General features: G+C 68.7%; 21 protein-coding genes and 1 riboswitch. Of the genes, 13 read left to right on the top strand and 8 right to left on the bottom strand.

Annotated elements, in window-relative coordinates; genetic code table 11:
* Positions 1–32 precede the first annotated feature (32 nt).
* Positions 33–1,439, bottom strand: coding sequence for a family 2B encapsulin nanocompartment shell protein (locus tag PV734_RS27935; protein WP_006380620.1), 1,407 nt, complete (start codon positions 1,437–1,439; stop codon positions 33–35).
* A gap of 271 nt (positions 1,440–1,710) precedes the next feature.
* On the opposite strand from PV734_RS27935, the gene PV734_RS27930 reads away from it, so the two are divergent.
* The 3 genes from PV734_RS27930 to PV734_RS27920 all read left to right on the top strand — a co-directional run bounded on the left by PV734_RS27930 (position 1,711) and on the right by PV734_RS27920 (position 3,578).
* Entirely contained in the window at positions 1,711–1,944 is a 234-nt protein-coding gene (locus PV734_RS27930; protein ID WP_319092045.1) for a hypothetical protein, read from the top strand.
* Positions 1,945–2,088: 144 nt separating this feature from the next.
* Complete coding sequence (locus PV734_RS27925) at positions 2,089–2,679, top strand: N-acetylmuramoyl-L-alanine amidase (RefSeq protein WP_319092046.1); 591 nt, start codon at positions 2,089–2,091, stop codon at positions 2,677–2,679.
* A 29-nt stretch (positions 2,680–2,708) separates the two neighbouring features.
* A complete protein-coding gene (locus PV734_RS27920) occupies positions 2,709–3,578 on the top strand; it encodes a 1-aminocyclopropane-1-carboxylate deaminase/D-cysteine desulfhydrase (protein WP_319092047.1) in 870 nt (289 codons plus the stop codon).
* A gap of 34 nt (positions 3,579–3,612) precedes the next feature.
* On the opposite strand, the gene PV734_RS27915 is transcribed toward PV734_RS27920, so the two are convergent.
* A complete protein-coding gene (locus PV734_RS27915; RefSeq protein ID WP_319092048.1) occupies positions 3,613–5,208 on the bottom strand; it encodes a Na+/H+ antiporter in 1,596 nt (531 codons plus the stop codon).
* A 107-nt stretch (positions 5,209–5,315) separates the two neighbouring features.
* Here PV734_RS27915 and PV734_RS27910 point away from each other — a divergent pair, with 107 nt between their 5' ends.
* The 3 genes from PV734_RS27910 to PV734_RS27900 all read left to right on the top strand — a co-directional run bounded on the left by PV734_RS27910 (position 5,316) and on the right by PV734_RS27900 (position 7,450).
* Positions 5,316–5,576 carry a UBP-type zinc finger domain-containing protein gene (locus tag PV734_RS27910; protein WP_006380972.1) on the top strand — a complete coding sequence of 87 codons (261 nt, stop codon included), beginning with the start codon at positions 5,316–5,318 and terminating at the stop codon, positions 5,574–5,576.
* Between the two features lie 336 nt (positions 5,577–5,912).
* Positions 5,913–6,326, top strand: coding sequence for a hypothetical protein (locus PV734_RS27905; protein WP_006380964.1), 414 nt, complete (start codon positions 5,913–5,915; stop codon positions 6,324–6,326).
* Positions 6,323–7,450 carry an RNA polymerase sigma factor SigF gene (locus tag PV734_RS27900; protein WP_319092049.1) on the top strand — a complete coding sequence of 376 codons (1,128 nt, stop codon included), beginning with the start codon at positions 6,323–6,325 and terminating at the stop codon, positions 7,448–7,450. Before PV734_RS27905 ends, PV734_RS27900 begins: the two co-directional genes overlap by 4 nt.
* 9 nt (positions 7,451–7,459) lie before the next feature.
* Here the strand turns inward: PV734_RS27900 and PV734_RS27895 are convergent, their stop codons facing one another.
* Entirely contained in the window at positions 7,460–7,906 is a 447-nt protein-coding gene (locus tag PV734_RS27895) for a hypothetical protein (protein ID WP_319092050.1), read from the bottom strand.
* A gap of 185 nt (positions 7,907–8,091) precedes the next feature.
* Between PV734_RS27895 and PV734_RS27890 the strand changes: the two genes are divergently transcribed.
* Together PV734_RS27890 and PV734_RS27885 are read left to right on the top strand one after the other, a co-directional pair.
* Positions 8,092–9,060, top strand: coding sequence for a diacylglycerol/lipid kinase family protein (locus PV734_RS27890; RefSeq protein ID WP_319092051.1), 969 nt, complete (start codon positions 8,092–8,094; stop codon positions 9,058–9,060).
* A 318-nt stretch (positions 9,061–9,378) separates the two neighbouring features.
* Positions 9,379–9,636 carry a WhiB family transcriptional regulator gene (locus PV734_RS27885; RefSeq protein WP_006380970.1) on the top strand — a complete coding sequence of 86 codons (258 nt, stop codon included), beginning with the start codon at positions 9,379–9,381 and terminating at the stop codon, positions 9,634–9,636.
* 200 nt (positions 9,637–9,836) lie between these two features.
* On the opposite strand, the gene PV734_RS27880 is transcribed toward PV734_RS27885, so the two are convergent.
* Complete coding sequence (locus tag PV734_RS27880; protein WP_319092052.1) at positions 9,837–11,312, bottom strand: PAS domain-containing sensor histidine kinase; 1,476 nt, start codon at positions 11,310–11,312, stop codon at positions 9,837–9,839.
* 602 nt (positions 11,313–11,914) lie between these two features.
* On the opposite strand from PV734_RS27880, the gene nagB reads away from it, so the two are divergent.
* Positions 11,915–12,700 (top strand): glucosamine-6-phosphate deaminase, encoded by a 786-nt coding sequence (gene nagB / locus PV734_RS27875; RefSeq protein ID WP_319092053.1) that lies wholly within the window; start codon positions 11,915–11,917, stop codon positions 12,698–12,700.
* A gap of 83 nt (positions 12,701–12,783) precedes the next feature.
* The gene (locus PV734_RS27870; protein WP_319092054.1) at positions 12,784–13,182 is read left to right on the top strand and encodes a VOC family protein; all 399 of its coding nucleotides are present in this window, start codon (positions 12,784–12,786) and stop codon (positions 13,180–13,182) included.
* A gap of 55 nt (positions 13,183–13,237) precedes the next feature.
* On the opposite strand, the gene PV734_RS27865 is transcribed toward PV734_RS27870, so the two are convergent.
* The 4 genes from PV734_RS27865 to PV734_RS27850 all read right to left on the bottom strand — a co-directional run bounded on the left by PV734_RS27865 (position 13,238) and on the right by PV734_RS27850 (position 18,004).
* Complete coding sequence (locus tag PV734_RS27865; RefSeq protein WP_319292537.1) at positions 13,238–14,728, bottom strand: glycoside hydrolase family 3 protein; 1,491 nt, start codon at positions 14,726–14,728, stop codon at positions 13,238–13,240.
* A gap of 9 nt (positions 14,729–14,737) precedes the next feature.
* Entirely contained in the window at positions 14,738–15,580 is an 843-nt protein-coding gene (locus PV734_RS27860; protein ID WP_319092056.1) for a carbohydrate ABC transporter permease, read from the bottom strand.
* A 32-nt stretch (positions 15,581–15,612) separates the two neighbouring features.
* Positions 15,613–16,611 carry a sugar ABC transporter permease gene (locus tag PV734_RS27855; RefSeq protein WP_319092057.1) on the bottom strand — a complete coding sequence of 333 codons (999 nt, stop codon included), beginning with the start codon at positions 16,609–16,611 and terminating at the stop codon, positions 15,613–15,615.
* A 109-nt stretch (positions 16,612–16,720) separates the two neighbouring features.
* Complete coding sequence (locus PV734_RS27850) at positions 16,721–18,004, bottom strand: extracellular solute-binding protein (RefSeq protein ID WP_319092058.1); 1,284 nt, start codon at positions 18,002–18,004, stop codon at positions 16,721–16,723.
* A 400-nt stretch (positions 18,005–18,404) separates the two neighbouring features.
* Here PV734_RS27850 and PV734_RS27845 point away from each other — a divergent pair, with 400 nt between their 5' ends.
* The 3 genes from PV734_RS27845 (at position 18,405) to mctP (ending at position 21,195) form a co-directional block, all read left to right on the top strand.
* A complete protein-coding gene (locus PV734_RS27845; protein ID WP_044472682.1) occupies positions 18,405–19,169 on the top strand; it encodes a GntR family transcriptional regulator in 765 nt (254 codons plus the stop codon).
* A 140-nt stretch (positions 19,170–19,309) separates the two neighbouring features.
* Entirely contained in the window at positions 19,310–19,588 is a 279-nt protein-coding gene (locus PV734_RS27840; RefSeq protein WP_319092059.1) for a DUF3311 domain-containing protein, read from the top strand.
* Positions 19,585–21,195, top strand: a complete 1,611-nt coding sequence (gene mctP, locus PV734_RS27835) for a monocarboxylate uptake permease MctP (protein ID WP_319092060.1) — start codon at positions 19,585–19,587, stop codon at positions 21,193–21,195. Before PV734_RS27840 ends, mctP begins: the two co-directional genes overlap by 4 nt.
* Before the next feature lie 93 nt (positions 21,196–21,288).
* Positions 21,289–21,475, top strand: a riboswitch (cobalamin riboswitch).

Here is a 21,475-nt window from a genome sequence, read left to right as displayed (position 1 = left end):
CCCGATGGTCTCGGCCGGGCCGTGGGGCGGGGTCATCGCCAGCGGCCGATCTCGACGTTCTCCAGCACGCCGAGGGCGTCCGGTACCAGGACGGCCGCCGAGTAGTAGGCCGTCACCAGGTAGTTGATGACCGCCTGTTCGTTGATGCCCATGAACCGCACGGACAGGCTGGGCTCGATCTCGTCCGGGATTCCGGCCTGCTGGAGCCCGATGACCCCCTGTTCGGCCTCGCCGGTGCGCATCGCGATGATCGAGGTCGTACGGGCCTCGGTGACCGGGATCTTGTTGCACGGGAAGATCGGCACCCCGCGCCAGGTGGGGATGCGGTTGCCGCTCATGTCGATCGTCTCGGGGACGAGGCCGCGCTTGTTCAGCTCACGGCCGATCGCGGAGATCGCCCGCGGATGCGCCAGCAGGAACTTGGTCCCGCGCCGCCTGCTGAGCAGTTCGTCCAGGTCGTCGGGGCTGGGCACACCGTCGTGCGGCTGGAGTCGCTGGTCGTACTCGCAGTTGCTGAGCAGTCCGAACTCCCGGTTGTTGACGAGTTCGTGCTCCTGGCGCTCCTTCAGTGCCTCGACCGTCAGCCGGAGCTGCTGCTCGGTCTGGTTCATCGGCTGGTTGTAGAGGTCGGCGACGCGCGAGTGGATGCGCAGTACGGTCTGGGCGATGCTCAGTTCGTACTCGCGGGGGCTGGCCTCGTAGTCGACGAACGTGCGCGGGATGTCCGCCTCGCCGCGGTGACCGGCCGCGAGGTCGATCTCCCTCTCACCGTATTTGTTGGCGTTCTGCTCCGGGATCGCTCGCAGCTCCTGGAGGTGCCCGCTGAGCGAGTCGGCGCGCTCGGCGACCTGCTCGAAGTGCTGACGGGAGAGTGTCAGCACGGTGACCGCGGTGACCGCGCGGGCCGTGTACTCCCACAGGGCGTCCGGGTCGAGCAGCGCCTGGTCCCCGAAATACGCCCCGTCGGCCAGCATGCCGAGTTCGGCGTCGTCGCCGTACGGACCCGTGCCGATCTTCTCGACCTTGCCGTGCACCAGCAGGAACACCTCGTCGTTCGGGCTGCCGAACGAGGCGATCTCCGAACCTGGTGTGAACTCCCGCTGCTGGCAGCGCCGGGCGAGCTCCGAGAGCACTTCCTCGTCCTCGTAGGAACGCAGGGCCGGCAGCTCGGACAGTTCGGCGGGGACCACTTCCACGCGGTCACCCGTCTTCACGAACGTCAGACGGCCGTCTCCCACGGAGTAGGTGAGCCGTCGGTTCACCCGGTATGTACCACCCTGCACGTTCACCCAGGGAAGCATGCGCAGCAGCCAGCGCGAGCTGATCTCCTGCATCTGGGGTACGGACTTGGTGGTGGTGGCCAGATTCCGCGCGGCCGTTGTGCCGAGACTCTGCTGCGGCTTGTCCTGCTCCGTGCGGATCTCTTCGCCTACCGACATATGGAACTGCCCTCCCAATAACGCGTAATGCGCCGACGCGTCGCCCCCCTCGGGTGCACTCGGCGTCGGACGCCTGCGCGCACCAGCCTTCCGCACCGAACGGGGCAGTGCTATTACACGAATGAGCGGGAATGGATCATCTCCGAAGTGGGCACAAAGAGGTTCTTCGCCATCTCGTTCGACCCGGCGAACAGGAATTACCCCGTACGGGGAACTTCAAGATCGGGCGGGCCGTTTGAGTATTCGACGGACGACGAACAGGAGAGATTCGATGGCAGGCTTCCTGGACCGCGCCAAGGAACAGGCACAGCGCGGCCTGACGCAGGGCAAGCAGAAGCTCGACGAGGTGCAGGCCCAGCGGGCCGGCGCCGACCTGCTCAAGAAAGTGGGCGCGGCGTACTACGCGGAGCGGCGCGGCAGCGGTTCACCTGACGCGACGCAGCGGGCCCTGCAGGCTCTGGAGAGCCACATCGCGGTGAACGGGGACGCGTTTCTGCGCCAGTGACGGCCGGTGACGCCAATTCGGCGTCACTGACCGGATCGGCTCGCACGCCGTACGAACAATTCGACCTCGACCGCTGGATTCCGGTACAAGCTGCGGTACGAGGCGGTCACGACCGGTGGCCGGCGTGCGGCGAAGGAGACGGTCATGGCCCCACCCATGTCCGCCGGCGACTTTCTGGACCGGCTCAGGGAAGAAGGCGTCGACGTCGTCGAAGTCGGCGACTGGGCCCACCACAACCGCAACCACAAGGGTCCTTGGGGCCCGGTCCACGGCGTGATGATCCATCACACGGCGACCCGGGGCAGCGAGTACACGGTGGAACTCTGCCGCGAGGGTTACGCGGAGCTGCCCGGCCCCCTGTGCCACGGCGTCATCACCAAGGACGGGCGCGTCCACCTGGTCGGTTACGGCAGGGCCAACCACGCGGGCCTGGGTGACGACGACGTGCTGCGCGCGGTGATCGCGGAGAAGGCGCTGCCGCCGGACAACGAGGCCAACACGGACGGGAACCGTCACTTCTACGGCTTCGAGTGCGAGAACCTCGGCGACGGCGAGGATCCCTGGCCGCCGGCCCAGCTCGACGCCGTCGAGAAGGTCGCCGCCGCACTGTGCCGTCACCACGGCTGGACGGAGCGGTCGGTCATCGGCCACCTCGAATGGCAGCCCGGAAAGATCGATCCCCGGGGTTTCGGTATGCAGTGGCTGAGGGACAGGGTGCGGGACCGTCTGAAGTAGGAATTCCTCGCCCCCGCGAGAATGGGCCCGTGCCCCTACCCACCCCTCTCCAGGAACTCGCCGACCACCGCTTCGCACAACGCGGCCTCCGGCTGTTCCTCAAGCGTGACGATCTCATCCATCCGGATCTGATCGGCAACAAGTGGCGCAAGCTGGTCCCCAACCTGGAAGCCGCCGCCGGACGCCCGATCCTCACCTTCGGCGGCGCCTACTCCAACCATCTGCGCGCCACAGCCACCGCCGGCCGCCTCCTCGGCCTGCCCACGGTCGGTGTGGTCCGAGGCCAGGAACTCGCCGACCGCCCCCTCAACCCCTCACTGGCCCACTGCGCGGCCAACGGCATGCGCCTGCACTTCGTCGACAGATCGACCTACCGGCGCAAGGCCGACCCGGACACCCTCGCCACCGTCCTCCGGGCGGCCGGGGCCGAGGACGCCCACGTCGTGCCGGAGGGCGGCAGCAACCCGCTCGCCGTGCGCGGCTGCCGCGCCCTCGGTGAGGAACTGCGCGGCCACGCAGATGTCGTCGCGGTCGCCTGCGGTACCGGCGGCACCCTCGCCGGCCTCGCCGCGGGCCTCGCCCCCGAGCAGCGCGCCCTCGGCGTACCGGTCCTCAAGGGGGGCTTCCTGGACGCGGAGATACGGGCCCTCCAGGACCTCACCTTCGGCGGGCCCCGCGGCTCGTGGACCCTCGACCACCGCTTCCACTTCGGCGGCTACGCCCGTACGACCCCCGAACTGCACGCCTTCGCCGACGACTTCGAGGCCCGTCACGACGTACCGGTGGAACGTCTCTATGTCGCCAAGATGCTGTACGGACTTGTCGCCCTCGCCGAGGAGGGCGCCTTCGCGAACGGGACCACCGTCGCGGCGGTGATCACCGGGCGCCCGTTCCCGTGAGCCACCGGACCGCGATCCGGGTGCCGCACCCGCCCTACTCGGCCTCCCGGAACGCCGCCGCCTCCTCCAGGTCCAGCCGTCGCAGCAGGGTCCGCAGCATCTCGTCGTCGATGTAGCGCCCGTCCCGCAGCCGCACGAACACCTCTCGCTCGGCGCTGATCATCTCGCGGGACAGCCGCCGGTACGTGTCGTCCACCGTCTCGCCGGTCACCGGGTTGACCGAACCCAGCCGCTCCCAGACCGCGTTCTGGCGGCGTTCCAGCACCATGCGCAGCCGGTCGGCCAGCGGAGGGGGCAGCGCGTTGCTCTCGTCCTCCAGCAGGCCCTCCAGGCGCCCCTGTGCCGCCCTGGACGCCTGCGCCTGGGCGTTCGCCTCGGCGAGCGTCTCGGCCTGCGCGTCACGTCCGGGCAGCTTCAGCAGCCGGATCAGCGGAGGCAGCGTCAACCCCTGGACGACCAGCGTGCCGATGACCGTCGTGAAGGTCAGGAAGAGGATCAGGTTTCGTCCCGGGAACTCCTCGCCGCCCTCCACCGTGTGCGGGATCGAGAAGGCGATGGCCAGCGAGACGACCCCCCGCATCCCGGCCCAGGAGATGACGAACGCGCCCTGCCAGGTCGGGTTCGGCTCCCGCTCCCTGATCCGCGCCGACAGCAGCCGGGGCACGAACGTCCCCGGGTACACCCAGGCGAACCGGGTGACGACGACCACGAGGAAGACGGCGATCGCGTACCAGGCGGCGTCGACACCCTCGTACTCCCCGAGCCCCTTCATGACGACCGGCAGCTGCAGCCCGATCAGGGCGAAGACGGCCGACTCGAGAACGAAGGCGACCATTTTCCAGACCGCCTCCTCCTGGAGGCGGGTCGCGAAATCGACCTCCCACGCGCGATGTCCCAGATACAGCGCCACGACCACCACGGCGAGAACCCCGGAGGCATGCACCTCCTCGGCGACCGCGTACGCCGCGAACGGGATCAGCAGGGACAGCGTGTTCTGCAGCAGCGCTTCCCGCAGGCATCTGCGCAGCCAGTGGATCGGCACCATCAGGAGAAGTCCGATACCGATGCCGCCGACCGCCGCGAGCAGGAACTCACCGATTCCGCCCGCCCAGGTGGCGCCCTCCCCCACGGCCGCCGCGAGGGCGACGCGGTAGGCGGTGATCGCGGTGGCGTCGTTCACCAGGGACTCGCCCTGGAGGATGGTGGTGACCCGCGACGGCAGTCCGACCCGGCGCGCGATCGCCGTGGCCGCGACGGCGTCCGGCGGGGCCACGACCGCGCCGAGCACCAGCGCGGCGGTGAGGGGCAGTCCGGGCACGATCAGATAGGCCGCCCAGCCGACGGCGAGCGTCGCGAAGAGCACGTACCCCACGGACAGCAGTGCCACGGGCCGCAGTTGCGCGCGCAGATCGAGATACGAGCTGTCGACGGCCGCCGTGTACAGCAGCGGGGGCAGCATCAGCGGCAGGACGATGTGCGGGTCGAGCGCGTAGTCGGGTACCCCGGGGACGTACGCGAACAGCAGGCCGGCCGCGACCAGCAGCAGCGGAGGCGGGACAGGGGTGCGGCGGGCCGCGGCGGCAATGGCGGCGCTTCCCGCGACCAGCAGGAGCAGTGGCATCACATGCATCGGTTTCGGCCCACTCTCAGTCCGCCCACTCTTGTTCCGCCCGCTCCGTCTTCGTGCGCTTCGGCTTCCGCGCGGCTTTCCGCACAGCCCGTCGTAACCTGGCAATCATGAAACAGTGCACGCATGCCGACGCGCTGCCCCTTCCGGAACCAGAGCCCAAGAGCGAGACCTGTCCGGAGTGCCTGGCGTCCGGCACCCACCCGGTGCAGTTGCGTCTGTGCCTGGAATGCGGCCATGTCGGCTGCTGCGACTCCTCGCCGAACCGTCACGCGACAGAACACCACAAGGAGACCGGTCACCCGGTGATGCGGACCTTCGAACCCGGCGAGAGCTGGCGCTGGTGCTTCGTCGACCACGTCCTCGTATGACGGCGCGGAAGCCCCGAGTCGCCGCCCACCCGGCCCCGCACCCGTGTGAGCAGGGGCATTGGTGACCGAGGGCGTAATCGTGTGACCCTGGATCCGGACGGTTCGACCGTCTGACGCCTGGGTACGTCAACCCGGCGCGCGCTCTTCCCAATTGGGCCCGCCAGACCTCTAGCCACTGTGCGTATCCATAGGTTTACTATGAGTGACGGCAAGGGGCTGGGGTCCCGGGACAGGAAAGTCCGGAGCGCGGTAGCGTCACCGCTGAACCACGTATCGCGTTACCCCGGGGGGCGACCCTCGGCCCCCGAAAGAGCTTGTACCACCTTGGAGGTGAGGGTGTCCCAGTTCGCAGGCGAGCCCGCGACCCAGGACTTCGTGGAAGTCCGGCTGCCGGCCGCGGGTGCCTACCTGTCGGTGCTGCGTACGGCTACGGCCGGCCTCGCGGCCCGTTTGGACTTCACCCTCGACGAGATCGAGGACCTGCGCATCGCAGTGGACGAGGCCTGCGCGATCCTGCTTCAGCAGGCCGTGCCCGGCTCCGTACTCAGCTGTGTGTTCCGACTGATCGACGACTCCCTGGAGGTCACGGTCTCGGCCCCGACCACGGACGGTCACGCCCCCGCGCGCGACACCTTCGCCTGGACCGTCCTGTCGGCCCTCGCGGGCCAGGTCGACTCGACCGTCGCCGAGGACAAGACCGTGTCGATCAGTCTCCACAAGAAGCGCGGCGCGGGACCCGGGCCGGCGTGAGGAACGGGGACGGGCCGGTGCGGGACGAAGAGCGCGGCACACGGGAGCTGCCCGGGGCGGGCGGCGGCGGCCCGGACGGGCCGCGGAGCACGGCGGACGCCGCTTCCGGCATCGCCGGTATCTCCGGCATCCCCGAGCAGGCCCGGCCACACCCGGAGGACAACCCGCCGGAGGCCGGCTTCATGGACGACGGGCAGCTGGATCGGGAAGGTGCCGTGCAGAGTGCGCCCCTGGAAGGGCCGAGTGAGGTCTCCCCTGTCCCCGCCGACGCGCGGGCTCAGGGAAGGTCGACAGGCGGGACGATGAGCGAGCACGAACGAGACGACGCGCAGGGCGCACAGCCGGCGGTGCAGGTCACCTCGACCTCTCCGACGGACCGCAGCGGAGCGCGTGCCCTGTTCTACGAGCTGCGCGCGCTGGAGAACGGCAGTGCCGAGTACGCGGAGCTGCGCAACCGGCTGGTGCGTATGCATCTCCCGCTCGTCGAGCACCTCGCGCGCCGCTTCCGCAACCGCGGTGAGCCGTTGGACGACCTGACCCAGGTCGCGACCATCGGTCTGATCAAGTCGGTCGACCGCTTCGACCCGGACCGCGGCGTCGAGTTCTCGACATACGCGACCCCGACGGTCGTCGGCGAGATCAAGCGGCACTTCCGTGACAAGGGCTGGGCGGTCCGCGTCCCGCGCAGGCTCCAGGAGCTGCGGCTCTCGCTCACCACGGCGACGGCGGAGCTCTCGCAGCGGCACGGCCGCTCCCCCACGGTCCACGAGCTGGCCGAGAAGCTGGGCATCTCGGAGGAGGAGGTCCTGGAGGGCCTGGAGTCCGCCAACGCCTACTCCACGCTATCCCTGGACGTCCCCGACACGGACGACGAGTCCCCCGCGGTCGCGGACACCCTGGGTTCGTACGACGAGGCCCTGGAGGGCGTCGAGTACCGCGAGTCCCTCAAGCCGCTGCTGGAGGATCTCCCGCCCCGGGAGAAGCGGATCCTGCTGCTGCGCTTCTTCGGCAACATGACGCAGTCGCAGATCGCGCAGGAGGTCGGCATCTCCCAGATGCACGTCTCACGTCTGCTGGCGCGGACGCTCGCCCAGCTGCGGGAGCGGCTGCTCGTGGAGGAGTAGACCCTGGGGTCACTCCGACGCGTTGCCGGGCCCCCGGATCCCGAGGGCCCGGGTCGTCTCCTGGTTCACCAGCAGCACCAGCGCGGTGACCGCCACCACCCCCAGCACGATCCCGCCCGGAATGGCCATGCTGTCGGCCCGGAGCAGGTTGTAGGCGACGGGCAGCGCCATGATCTGCGTGATGACGGCGGGCCCCCGGCTCCAGCTCCGCCGCCCCAGCAGCCCGCGCGCGGCCAGCAGCGGCAGCAGAGCGAGCACGATCAGGGTGATACCGCCGGTGACGGCCTGCTGCCGGTCGTCCGGATCGCCCGTCAGCCCCAGAACGAGGACGAAGGCCCCGCCGACCAGCAGAGCGAGCCCCTCCAGGGCGGCGAGCACGGCCGCGAGGGTCAGCCGCAGGGGTCGCGACTCCGTGGACACGAGGGTTTCCGGGGCAGGGTTCTGCTGAGCGCTCACCCAAGAAGGGTAGCCCTGGACCTCAGGGGCGCTCGGCCCCGCGCCCCTGAGGAGCGCGGGGAACCTCGCGACCAGCCACAACGCACCCGCAGTTTCATACGGCGCCCCGGCTCACGCTCCCCCTGCTCTTACCGATCCCATACCTGCCCTGGGCCGAGTACCACCGGGTAGGTACCCTGCATCGCATGCGTGCACTTCTCGTGGTCAATCCGGCGGCTACCACCACAAGCGCCCGTACGCGCGATGTGCTGACCCACGCTCTCGCGAGCGAGATGAAACTCGAGGCGGTCACCACCGAGTACCGGGGGCACGCGCGTGATCTCGGCCGGCAGGCGGCGGAGAGCGAGAACATCGACCTGGTCGTCGCTCTCGGTGGCGACGGGACGGTCAACGAGGTCGTGAACGGCCTGCTGCACAACGGGCCCGACCCGGACCGGCTGCCCCGCCTCGCCGTGGTCCCCGGCGGCTCCACGAACGTCTTCGCCCGCGCCCTCGGGCTGCCCAACGACGCCGTGGAGGCCACCGGCGTCCTGCTGGACGCCCTGCGCGAGGACCGGGAACGCACGGTGGGCCTCGGTGTCGCGAAAGGCACCCCGGGGACCGAGGACGAGTCGGTGCCGGAGCGCTGGTTCACGTTCTGTGCGGGCCTGGGATTCGACGCCGGTGTGATCGGGCGCGTGGAGCAACAGCGGGAACGCGGCCGTAAATCCACACATTCCCTTTACCTGCGGCAAGTTGTGCGGCAATTCCTGGGCGAGGCCAATCGCCGGCACGGCACGATCACGCTGGAACAGCCGGGCGCCGACCCGGTGACGGATCTGGTGCTGTCCATAGTCTGCAACACGTCCCCCTGGACGTATCTGGGTAATCGTCCGGTGTACGCCTCACCTAAGGCCTCGTTCGATACCGCCCTCGACGTACTCGGTCTCAGCCGTATGTCGACGGGTGCGGTTGCCCGGTATGGCATGCAGTTGCTCACTTCGTCCCCCGACCGGGGACCCCATGGCAGGCATGCCACGGCCCTGCACGACCTGACGGACTTCACCTTGCATTCGAAGGTCCCTCTGCCCCTCCAGATGGACGGCGACCACCTGGGACTGCGAACGAGCGTGACGTTCACAGGCGTACGCCGTGCACTGCGTGTGATTGTGTGAGCGGAACGGGCTAAAGTCCTTCCACTCGAACGTTTAGGCCAGGGTCCACCCCATGGAAGTACGGCTGTGACTGAGCCGACACCGAGGAATCAAAAAAAACTTTCCGGTAGGGGTTGTATCCGCCGCTGAGGTTTGCGAGTCTCTAAGTGGCGATCGGGACGGCCCGCAACACCGGCCACCACAGAGAGCCAGAACCCCTCCTCACTTCAAGGACGACATCAGTCCGTCTGATGATCGGCCCTTCACTTGTTGAGGGATTCGTGAAAGCGTTCACATTCACAAGCAACGTGCATGTAATACCAAGGAGAGGTAGCAGCCATGGACTGGCGTCACAACGCCGTTTGCCGCGAGGAAGACCCGGAACTCTTCTTCCCCATCGGCAACACCGGTCCTGCGCTGCTGCAGATCGAGGAAGCCAAGGCCGTCTGCCGCCGCTGCCCCGTCATGGAGCAGTGTTTGCAGTGGGCGCTTGAGTCCGGCCAGGACTCCGGCGTCTGGGGTGGTCTCAGCGAGGACGAGCGCCGTGCCATGAAGCGTCGCGCCGCCCGCAACCGGGCCCGCCAGGCAACCGCCTGACAACCCACCCCGTAACAGCCTGAGCTTGGCGGCGCGTACAGCGAGTACGCATCTCCCGCCCCCGAGCCGCAGCGCGCAGTGCCCCCGATGCGCATAGCAACCGCGCGAACAAGCATATGAGCCCCGGACCGTTCCATGGTCCGGGGCTCATCGCTGTGCTGGGGCTCATCTCTGTGCCGGGGCCGATCGCGCCGCGCGGACTACTTGTTGGCGCGTACCGGGATGTCGAGGATCACCTGCGTACCCCGCTCGGGAGCGGGCACCATGTCGAACGTGCCGCCCAACTCCCCCTCCACCAGCGTCCGTACGATCTGCAGGCCGAGGTTGCCCGAGCGGTGTGGGTCGAAGCCCTCGGGGAGACCGACGCCGTCATCCTGGACGGTGACGAGGAGGCGGGACTCCTTGGTCGTGCCGCCTCGTACCGCCGAGACCTCGACCGAGCCCGTGTCGCCCGGTCCGAAGCCGTGCTCCAGGGCGTTCTGCAGGATCTCGGTCAGCACCATGGAGAGCGGGGTGGCGACCTCCGCGTCCAGAATGCCGAAGCGGCCGGTGCGCCGGCCGGTGACCGTGCCCGGCGAGATCTCGGAGACCATGGCGAGCACCCGGTCGGCGATCTCGTCGAACTCCACCCGTTCGTCCAGGTTCTGGGAGAGCGTCTCGTGCACGATCGCGATCGACCCGACCCGCCGTACGGCCTCTTCCAGGGCCTCGCGCCCGCGCTCCGACTCGATACGCCGGGCCTGGAGGCGCAACAGGGCCGCCACCGTCTGGAGGTTGTTCTTGACGCGGTGGTGGATCTCCCGGATGGTCGCGTCCTTGGTGATCAACTCACGTTCGCGACGGCGCAGTTCGGTGACGTCGCGGAGCAGGACGAGTGAACCGATGCGTGTGCCCTTGGGCTTGAGGGGGATGGCGCGGAACTGGATGACCCCGTCGACGGACTCGATCTCGAACTCGCGCGGCGCCCAGCCGCTGGCGACCTTGGAGAGCGCCTCGTCCACCGGCCCCCGGGACGGAGCGAGTTCGGCCGTGGTGACGCCCAGGTGCTGACCGACGAGGTCGGAGGCGAGGCCGAGCCGGTGGTACGCGGACAGCGCGTTGGGCGAGGCGTACTGGACGATGCCGTCGGCGTCGAGCCGGATCAGTCCGTCGCCGACACGCGGCGAGGCGTCCATGTCGACCACCTGGTTCGAGAAGGGGAACGATCCGGCGGCGATCATCTGGGCGAGATCGGAGGCGCTCTGGAGGTACGTCAGTTCCAGCCGGCTCGGGGTCCGGACGGTGAGGAGGTTGGTGTTGCGCGCGATGACCCCGAGGACGCGGCCTTCCCGGCGCACGGGGATCGACTCGACACGGACAGGGACCTCTTCACGCCATTCCGGGTCGCCCTCGCGCACGATCCGGCCCTCGTCCAGAGCCGCGTCCAGCAGGGGGCGGCGGCCACGGGGGACGAGATGGCCGACCATGTCGTCCTGGTACGAGGTCGGACCGGTGTTCGGCCGCATCTGGGCGACCGAGACATAGCGCGTGCCGTCGCGGGTGGGAACCCACAGGACGAGGTCGGCGAAGGAGAGGTCGGAGAGCAGTTGCCACTCCGACACCAGCAGGTGCAGCCACTCCAGGTCGGAGTCACTGAGCGCGGTGTGCTGGCGTACGAGTTCGTTCATGGAGGGCACGTGTGCGAGCGTACCCGTCGGTCCGGACCTGGCCGGAAACCATGGCTGGGGGCGGGGCTCGATGCGGCCCGGGAAACACCCGCGGGCCGCGGCGCCTGAGAGGGACCCTCAGCCCTCCCGGCACCGCAGCCCGGAGCAGCAACGGCCGTGGGGTGTGCGGTCCCGGTCGGCCGATGGATGAGGAGCCGGCGCAGTCAGGGCAGAGAGCCCCGGTTCCTCGATCCGTCTTCCTGTGCGGGGAAGACGGAGGCTCTGGTCTTACGTACAGCTGATCGATCGTACGCTTCTCTGGCCATTGTGGACTAGACCACAAGCCGTGTCCATGCGTTGGAGATTGTTTGTCGCTGTGGGTTCGCGAGCAGTTCGGATGCCTCAGAACCGCCCGTGGGAACTAGTCGGACGTCCCAGCATCCACCATGCAGCCTAGCCTTGTTGGTTCATGTGCGGGGCCGGATCGGCAGGGCAATTTCCGCGAGCATCGTCGGTGGCGAGGTTCACCTACCGGGAGCCTGGGCCGGGAAACCCCGCTCTGTTAGATTGGTCTAAACCACACGGTTCCCCCGTACGCCTCTTGAGCGCTTCTCCAGATCGGCAGGCCCAGCGTGGAAGTTGTCATCGTTCCGGACGCCAAGGCGGGTGGCGAGCTCATCGCCGGGGCCGTCGCACAGCTGCTCCGGCGCAAGCCGACCGCGCTGCTCGGCGTGGCCACCGGCTCGACCCCGCTGCCCGTCTACCAGGCGCTCGCGGCCCGGGCGGCCTCCGGTGACGTGGAGATGTCCCAGGCGCGCATAGCCCAGCTCGACGAGTACGTGGGGCTGCCGGCCGACCATCCGGAGTCGTACCGTTCGGTGCTGCGGCGCGAGGTGCTGGAGCCGCTCGGGATCGGGATGGACGCGTTCATCGGGCCCGACGGGACCGCCGAGGACGTACGGGGAGCGTGCGAGGCGTACGACAGAGCGCTGGCGGAGGCCGGCGGGGTCGACTTCCAGCTGCTGGGGATCGGGACCGACGGACACATCGGGTTCAACGAGCCGTGCTCCTCTCTCGCGTCCCGGACCCGGATCAAGACGTTGACCGAGCAGACCCGGATCGACAACGCACGGTTCTTCGACGGCGACATCGGCCAGGTCCCCCATCACGTCATCACGCAGGGCATCGGCACGATCCTGGAGGCGCGGCACCTGGTGTTGCTCGCGACGGGTGAGGGCAAGGCGGACGCGGTGGCGGCGACGGTGGAGGGGCCCGTGGCCGCGGTGTGTCCGGCGTCGGCGCTCCAGCTGCACCCGCATGCCACGGTGGTGGTCGACGAGGGAGCCGCTTCCAAGCTGAAGCTGGCCGACTACTTCCGGCACACCTTCGTCAACAAGCCCGACTGGCAAGGGATCTAGGGTCTCCCAGGTTCATCAGGTCTCCGACGCGGGAAACCAGGGTCGGCGGAATCCGGGGCAGGCTCTGGGCTAGAAAGATCCGTATGGAACTCACCCAGATACGCCTGTTGGTGTCCGACTTCCCCGCTGTCTACCGCTTCTACCGGGACGTGCTCGGGCTGAAGCCGCAGTTCGAGGCCGAGAGCGGCCCGTACGCCAAGCTCAGCCCGGACACCGGGCACGCCGCCGTGGCGCTGCAGGACCGGGCACAGATGGCCGGCCTGCTGGAGCGGCTGGGGGCGGAGCCGGACGGGCACCGCGCGCTGGTGGTGCTCCGGGTGGACGACCTGGACGCGGCCCACGCCGAGCTCTCCGCACGCGGCGCGGAGTTCCTCCGGGGCCCGGGTCCGATGGGCGACCGGATGCGGGTCGCCCATCTGGCGGACCCGGAGGGGAACCTGATCGAGCTCCAGGAGTGGCTGGCACCGAGAGAACAGGCCTGACGACGAAGGCGCCGGTCCCCTCCGGAGGGGACCGGCGCCTTCGTCGTCGTACGGGTCACTCCCCCGCGATGATCTCCGCCGCCGCGCGTCCGCAGACTCTGGCCGCGCCGTGGGTCGCCAGGTGGGCGGCGCCCCGTCGGGGGGACTGGGGGACGCCCATCTCGACGACGATCGTGTCGGGGCGGGCGGCGAGCAGGGTGTCCAGGGCGGCCGACATCCACGGGTGCCGGTGTTCGTCGCGGACCACGGCGACGACGCGGCTCGGGCCCGCCTCGGTCAGGGCCGCCCGCGCCGCCTCCTCGCCGGTGAAGGTGCCGGTGCGGGTGCCGGGCAGAAGACGTACCAGCTCGGCGGCCACACCCCACGGGGTCTCGTTGCCGACGGCGAAGTTCGCCACCGGGGTGAGGGCGGCCACGTACGGGGGCTCCCGGAGGGGTTCGAACGGGGCCGAGCCGGCCGGATACGTCGTCTCCACGGCGCGTCGGGCGGCCTGGAGGCCGATGTCCGTGAGCCCCGTGGAGCCGGGCTCCCGCGGTGCCGCCGTCCAGCGGGCCAGGGTCCGCACGCGTTCCGCCGCGTCCGCCAGGCGTTCCTCCGGGAGTTCACCGGTGCGTACGGCCTCGATCAGGGCGTCGCGCAGACGGCGTACCGTCTCGTCGTCCGAGAGCCCGCCGCCCACGCAGATGGCGTCGGCGCCGGCGGCGATGGCGAGGACGCTGCCGCGTTCGATGCCGTACGTGCCCGCGACGGCCCGCATCTCCATGCCGTCGGTGACGATCAGGCCGGTGTAGCCGAGTTCGCCCCGGAGGAGGTCGGTGAGGACGGGGTGGGAGAGGGTCGCCGGGCGGTCGGGGTCCAGCGACGGGATCAGGATGTGGGCGCTCATCACCGCCCTGGTGCCGGCGGCGATCGCCGCGCGGAAGGGGGACAGCTCGCGGTCGAGGACCATGGAGCGGCTCGCGTCGATGCGCGGGAGGGCGTGGTGGGAGTCGACCGAGGTGTCGCCGTGACCCGGGAAGTGCTTCGTGCAGGCGGCGACGCCCGCGGCCTGGAGACCGGTGACGTAGGCCGCGGTGTGGCGGGCGACCAGCTCCGGGTCGGCGCCGAAGGAGCGGACGCCGATGACGGGGTTGGCGGGGTTGGAGTTGACGTCCGCCGACGGGGCCCAGTTGAGGTTGACCCCGCAGGAACGGAGGCGGTGGCCGAGTTCGTGCGCCACCTGCTCGGTCAGCCGGACGTCGTCCACCGCGCCCAGGGCGTGGTTGCCGGGGAAGGAGGAGCCGGTGTGGACCTCCAGGCGGGTGACGTCGCCGCCCTCCTCGTCGATCGCGACCAGGACGTCTTCACGTTCGGCGCGCAACTGGGCGGTGAGGGCGGCCAGCTGGTCGGGGGAGGTGATGTTGCGGCCGAACAGACCCACGGAGGCGAGGCCTTCGCCGAGGCGGCGCAGCAGCCAGTCGGGGGCGGTGGTGCCGGTGAAGCCGGGCTGGAGGACGGTGAGCGCGTCACGGGTGAGTGTGTCGGGGCGGCGGGCGAGGGTCGTCATCGGTGGGGGTTATCCCTTCACGGCGCCCGCGGTCAGGCCCGCGGCCATCTTGCGCTGGACTAGGAGGAAGAGGACGACGATCGGCACGGCCATCATCGTGGAGCCGGCCATCATCGGGGCGTACTCGGTGCCGTGCTTGGTGGTGAAGTTGCCGAGCCAGACGGTCGCGGTCTGGTTCTTCTGGCTCATCAGCATCAGGGCGTACAGGTACTCGTTCCAGGCCTGGATGAAGCCGTAGACCGAGGTGGCGACCAGGCCGGGAGCGAGGAGGGGGAAGACCACACGGAGGAAGGCGGTGGTGCGGGAGCAGCCGTCGACCATCGCGGCCTCCTCCAGCTCCTTCGGGATGTTGACGATGAAGCCGCGCAGGGTCCACACCGTGAACGGAAGGATGAAGGTGAGGTAGGTGATGATCAGGCCGGACAGCCGGTCGTACTGGTCGAGGTCGTTGAGAAGCAGGAACACGGGGATGATCATCGCGACCAGGGGGACCATCTGCACGGCCAAAATGCCGACGATGACGATCTTCCGGCCGCGGAAGGCGAAGCGCGAGATGGCGAGGGCCGCCAGCATGCCCACCACGATGCCGATCACGACCACCGTCAGGGACACGATGAGGCTGCGGCCGACCGGGCCCCAGAAGTCGGCGATGTTCAGCGCGCGGCGGAAGTTGGCGAGGGTGAAGCCCGTCGGCAGCAGGCTCGGGTCGGGGTCGATCGCGTCCTTCGCCGGTTTGACCGCCGTGTTCAGCATCCAGTAGACGGGGAATCCGGCCGTCAGGAAGACGAACAGGCCGAGGAGGTTCCAGCCGGCCCTGGACTTGCGGGGACCGGAGACAGTCGCCGTGCTCATGCTGGTCATTCCACCTATTCCGCTCATTCCGCTCATTCGACGTCTCCGATTTTCAGCATCTGGCGCATGTAGACGGCGACGACACCGAGCAGCAGCACCACGGTGAGCAGGGCGATCGCCGACCCCTGGGCGTAGTCGTTGACGGCGAAGGCGCGGTCGTAGGAGTAGGTGGTCAGGAGCTGGAACTCGGCCTCCGGGTGGCCGCCCCGCATGACGAAGACCTGGGGGAACACACCCATGTCCCAGATGACCGACAGGGTCGTGAGCATCACGATGATCGGTTTGAGGATGGGGAGGGTGACGTAACGGAAGACGCCCCAGGCGCCCGCGCCGTCGAGCCGGGCCGCCTCCTCCAGTTCCTTCGGGACCTGGGTCAGCCCCGCGCCGAGCGTGATGACCACGAACGGCACCGCGCCCCAGACGACGAGCAGCATGATCACGGCCAGGCCCTGCGGCCCGCTCGCGAACCAGTTGTGGCCGATCATCTCGACGCCCGGGAGCCTGCTCAGCAGGGCGTTGACGATCCCGTAGTCGGAGTCGAACAGCCATTTGAAGACGGTGGTCGCCACGATGATCGGCATGCCCCAACTGGCCACCAGGACGATGTTGATGAGCGTCTTCATCCAGCCGCTGACCCGCTGGAGCAGCAGTGCGATCAGCATGCCGGCGACCATCGTGAGGATCACCGAGCCGCCGGCGAAGACGATGGTGCGGACGACGACGTCCCAGAACTCGCTGTCGCCGAGCACGGTGCTGAAGTTGTCGAAGCCCACCGACTCGGCCGGCTGGAAGCCCCACAGCTGGGACTGCCCGAACTTCTGGAACGACAGGGTGACCAGACGTACGAGGGGGTAGCCGAGGACCAGCGCGAGGATCAGCAGACAGGGCGCCAGCAGGGCCCACGGAATCGCGGCGGTGGCCTTCGGCGTCCGCCTTCTCGGCGGGGCTTCCTGGCCGGTCGGCGGCGCTGGTGGGTCGTGCCGTGCCGACGGCGGCAGCTTGGCAGGTGTGGTCGTGTCAGCGGCACTCATCCGCGCGCTCCTCAGCGGTCCCTCAGGTCGTACGGTCGTTGCTGTCGAACAGGTTCTTCAGCTGGCGGGCGAGCGGGGCCCTCCCCGTGACAGGGCCCCGCGTCGGTCGCTACTTGACGTTGATGACCTTGTCGATCGCCGCGTCCGCTTCCTTCGCGGCGGCCTCGACCGTCTCCTTGCCGGTGCCGATGTTCTGCAGCAGCGTCTGGAGGATCTGGGCCTTCTCGACCTGGCCCCAGCCCGGTGCCATCGGCACGAACCAGTTGGACTCCGCCGCCGTGGCCGGGACCGCCGTCGCCGGGTCGTTCTTCAGGGTGGCGAGGTCGGTCTTGTTGTTGGGCAGGTTGCCCTTGGCCATCAGGCCCTTCTGGCCGCTCGCTCCGGTGTAGGCGTTGATCCACTCGGCGGCGACCGTCTGCGCCTTCGACTTCACCGGCACGGCGAGGTCCGAGCCGCCCAGGAACACCGGCATGTTCTTGCCGGACGGGCCGGGCATCACGAAGTTCTCCGTGTTGCCCTTGAGCTTGCCGGTCTTGTCGTTCTCCGGCGTCTCCGCGGTCGCGCCCTCCCAGGCAGCGGCGAAGATCATGCTCGTCCGGCCCTGGCCGTAGACGATGTAGCGGTCGGACTCGTCCTTGGTCTTGTCACCGTGCATGTACTTGTCGATGACGTTCTTGAACTCGGTGAGGCCCTTGACGGACTCCGGGGAGGAGAGGTTCGCCTTCCACTGGCCGCCCGACTCCTCGGCGATCGAGCCGCCGGCGTCGTACACGAAGGACATACCGGCGTACCAGTCGCGGGTGGGCTGGTACCAGGCGTTGTACTTGCCGCCCTCCTTCTTCTGGATCTTGTCCAGGTCGGAGGTGAGTTCGGCGTACGTCTTCGGCACCGACTTGACGCCGACCGAAGCCGCCACGTCCTTGCGCCAGTTGGCGACGCGGCCACCGGCGTAGTAGGGGACGCCGTAGGTCTTGCCGTCGTAGGTGACGGAGGCCTTGAGGCCGTCCAGCCAGGCGGCGGAGTTCTCGAACTTCGCCGGGTCGAGGGGGGCGAAGGCGCCCTTGACCATGTAGCCGAGCATCTCGGTGTTGCCCATCTCGACCACGTCGGGGGCCTTGTCGGTGGCCAGGACGGCGTCGAGCTTGGCGTTCTTGTCGGGCCAGCCGTAGTACTCGTGGTTGATCTTGATGCCGGGGTGCGCCTTCGTCAGCGTGGCGTCGGCGGCCTTCACCAGCTCGGGCCAGTTGTTCTGCGCGTCCACGGTCAACCAGACGGTCAGCTCCTTGGCGTCGGCGCCGGTGTTGTCCGAGCTTCCGCCGTCACTGTCCCCGCATGCCGCGATGGAGACCATCATGCCCGCGATACCGATCGCGGCTATCAGCTTGCGCTTCACGCCAACCTCCTCAGGGAGCTGGACCAATGGTGTAGACCAGTAGGCGGAGCTTGGCTCAGACCAAACAGGGTGTCAAGGGGGTAGGAACGCCTTTGACCAGCCGTTATGCGAGCTACATATGCAGGAACCTTTAAGTAAGAAAGTGACGGAAATAGCCTGCACATCTCCCCGATTCGAGGTAGACCACTTCTCAAGAGCACCGGGGCGCGAGCTTGGGCGGGACTTTCCCTGCCGTGGACTAGACCAGCGGGGGGCGTGAAGGTATACAGAGGGATCACGGAGCGCGCGAAGGGCCGACGAGACCATTCACAGGTCAATCGCGGCGCCGGTCGTGCCACGATGTGAAGGTGGACCGGCGGGACGCCGGCCGTAGCGGCTGCGGAAGCCGGGAAGGCGGAGCATGAGCACCGAGGTGAGCAGCGCGGAGAACGAGGGTGGGCCTACCGTCCGCACCGCGCGCGTGCCCAAGTACTACCGTCTGAAGAAGCATCTGCTCGACATGACGGAGACCCAGGCGCCCGGCACCCCGGTCCCGCCCGAGCGCACGCTGGCGGCGGAGTTCGACACCTCCCGCACCACCGTCCGCCAGGCCCTGCAGGAACTGGTCGTCGAGGGCCGGCTGGAGCGCATCCAGGGCAAGGGCACCTTCGTCGCCAAGCCGAAGGTCTCCCAGACGCTGCAACTCACCTCGTACACCGAGGACATGCGCGCCCAGGGCCTCGAACCCACCTCGCAGCTCCTCGACATCGGCTACATCACCGCCGACGACACCCTCGCCGAACTGCTCGACATCACGGCGGGCGGGCGCGTCCTGCGGATCGAGCGCCTGCGGATGGCGAACGGTGAGCCGATGGCCATAGAGACCACCCACCTCTCCGCGAAGCGCTTCCCCGCCCTGCGCAGGTCACTCGTCAAGTACACCTCCCTCTACACGGCCCTCGCCGAGGTGTACGACGTCCACCTCGCGGAGGCCGAGGAGACCATCGAGACCTCCCTGGCGACCCCGCGCGAGGCCGGCCTGCTGGGCACCGACGTGGGCCTGCCGATGCTGATGCTGTCCCGGCACTCGCTGGACAGGACCGGGCAGCCGGTGGAGTGGGTGCGGTCCGTCTACCGGGGGGACCGGTACAAGTTCGTGGCACGGCTCAAGCGGCCCGTCGAGTAGGGCCACCCGACGACAGAACACGCTCCCGCCCGACCTCCCGGCACGGTTCCATAAAGCGAAGCCGTCCCGTAGATTTCCTGCGCGTTGCACAAGTGATCACAGGTAATCGCATGCGGTCAGTGAGGGGACGGAGCTGTGACATGTCAGAAGCGCCAGAAGTGAGACAACCGGCGGCAGACCCACCGGTGGTGACTCCTATGCGCGTCGTCATCGGGCTCTGCCTCTTCGCACCCTTCGTCGCGATGCTGTGGGTCGGCTCGTACGCGAAGGTCGATCCGGCGTTCATCGGCATCCCGTTCTTCTACTGGTACCAGATGCTGTGGGTGTTCGTGTCCACCGCGCTGACGATGACCGCCTACCAGCTCTGGCGGCGTGACCAGCGCGCCCGTGCCTCCGCGAAGGGTGGTGCGGACTCGTGAACGACGGCGTGAACGGCGTGGCACTCACCGTTTTCATCATCTTCTTCCTGGCCGTAACGGTCATCGGCTTCATGGCCGCGCGCTGGCGCAAGGCCGAGAACGAGCACAGCCTCGACGAATGGGGCCTGGGCGGCCGGTCGTTCGGCACCTGGGTCACCTGGTTCCTGCTCGGCGGCGACCTCTACACCGCGTACACCTTCGTGGCCGTACCGGCGGCGATCTACGCGGCGGGCGCGGCCGGCTTCTTCGCGGTGCCCTACACGATCCTGGTGTACCCGCTGATCTTCACGTTCCTGCCCCGTCTGTGGTCGGTCTCCCACAAGCACGGCTACGTCACCACCTCGGACTTCGTACGTGGGCGCTTCGGTTCGAAGGGCCTCTCGCTGGCGGTGGCGGTCACCGGCATCCTCGCGACCATGCCGTACATCGCGCTCCAACTGGTCGGCATCCAGGCGGTCCTGGACGTCATGGGCGTCGGCGGCGGCGAGGACACCAACTGGTTCGTGAAGGACCTCCCGCTGCTGATCGCGTTCGGCGTGCTGGCGGCCTACACGTACTCCTCGGGTCTGCGGGCCCCCGCCCTGATCGCGTTCGTGAAGGACACGCTGATCTACATCGTCATCGCGGTGGCGATCATCTACATCCCGATCAAACTGGGCGGCTTCGACGAGGTCTTCGGCGCGGCGAGCGAGAAGTACACCGCCGCGAAGGCGGGCGCACTGGTCCCGGCCGAGGCCGGCCAGTGGACCTACGCCACGCTGGCGCTGGGCAGCGCGCTCGCGCTGTTCATGTACCCGCACTCGATCACGGCGACGCTCTCCTCCAGAAGCCGTGAGGTGATCCGCCGCAACACCACGATCCTGCCGCTGTACTCCCTGATGCTGGGGCTGCTCGCCCTGCTGGGCTTCATGGCCATCGCGGCCGGAGTCAAGGTCACCAACCCGCAGTTGGCGATCCCGCAGCTCTTCGAGGACATGTTCCCGTCCTGGTTCGCGGGCGTGGCCTTCGCGGCGATCGGCATCGGGGCGCTCGTCCCGGCGGCCATCATGTCCATCGCGGCGGCGAACCTCTTCACCCGCAACATCTACAAGGACTTCATCAAGCCGGACGCGACCCCGGCGCAGGAGACCAAGGTCTCCAAGCTGGTGTCCCTCCTGGTGAAGGTGGGCGCGCTGATCTTCGTCCTGACGATGGACAAGACGGTCGCCATCAACTTCCAGCTGCTGGGCGGCATCTGGATCCTGCAGACCTTCCCGTCCCTCGTCGGCGGCCTGTTCACCCGCTGGTTCCACCGCTGGGCCCTGCTGGCCGGCTGGGCGGTCGGCATGCTGTACGGCACGCTGGCGGCGTACGGGGTCGCGTCTCCGACGCAGAAGCACTTCGGGGGCAGCTCGAAGGAGATCCCCGGGATCGGTGAGATCGGTTACATCGGCCTGACGGCGTTCGTCCTGAACGTCGTCGTCACCGTGGTTCTCACCTTCGTACTGAAGGCGCTGAAGGCGCCGGACGGTGTGGACGAGACGACCGCGTCGGACTACACGGCCGACGCGGGGGATCCTGGTGTGGCGGTCGAACTGCCGCCTGCCACGGCAGGCTCCGCCCACTGAGGGCTCCGCCAGGTCCGTGGTTCTTCGTCCGCGGGCCCGGTGGGGGCTTGTCGCGCAGTTCCCCGCGCCCCTGAGGGGCGCTCAACTCGCCGATACGACACAACATGTGGGGGTGCTTCCGGGGCCCGGCACTAGATGTATGCTCATGCTCGCTGTCGCCGCAGGGGAATCCGGTGCGAATCCGGAACTGTCCCGCAACGGTGTACATGTGCTCTTTCGTGCCCCCGCACGGCTGTGTACGTGTCCAGTCCGAGGACCTGCCGACGGTGTGCCCGGCCGA

The sequence above is a fragment of the Streptomyces sp. AK08-02 genome, assembly GCF_033795085.1.
Lineage (GTDB): Bacteria > Actinomycetota > Actinomycetes > Streptomycetales > Streptomycetaceae > Streptomyces > Streptomyces echiniscabiei.
This window is presented reverse-complemented; position numbering and strand designations above follow the sequence as displayed.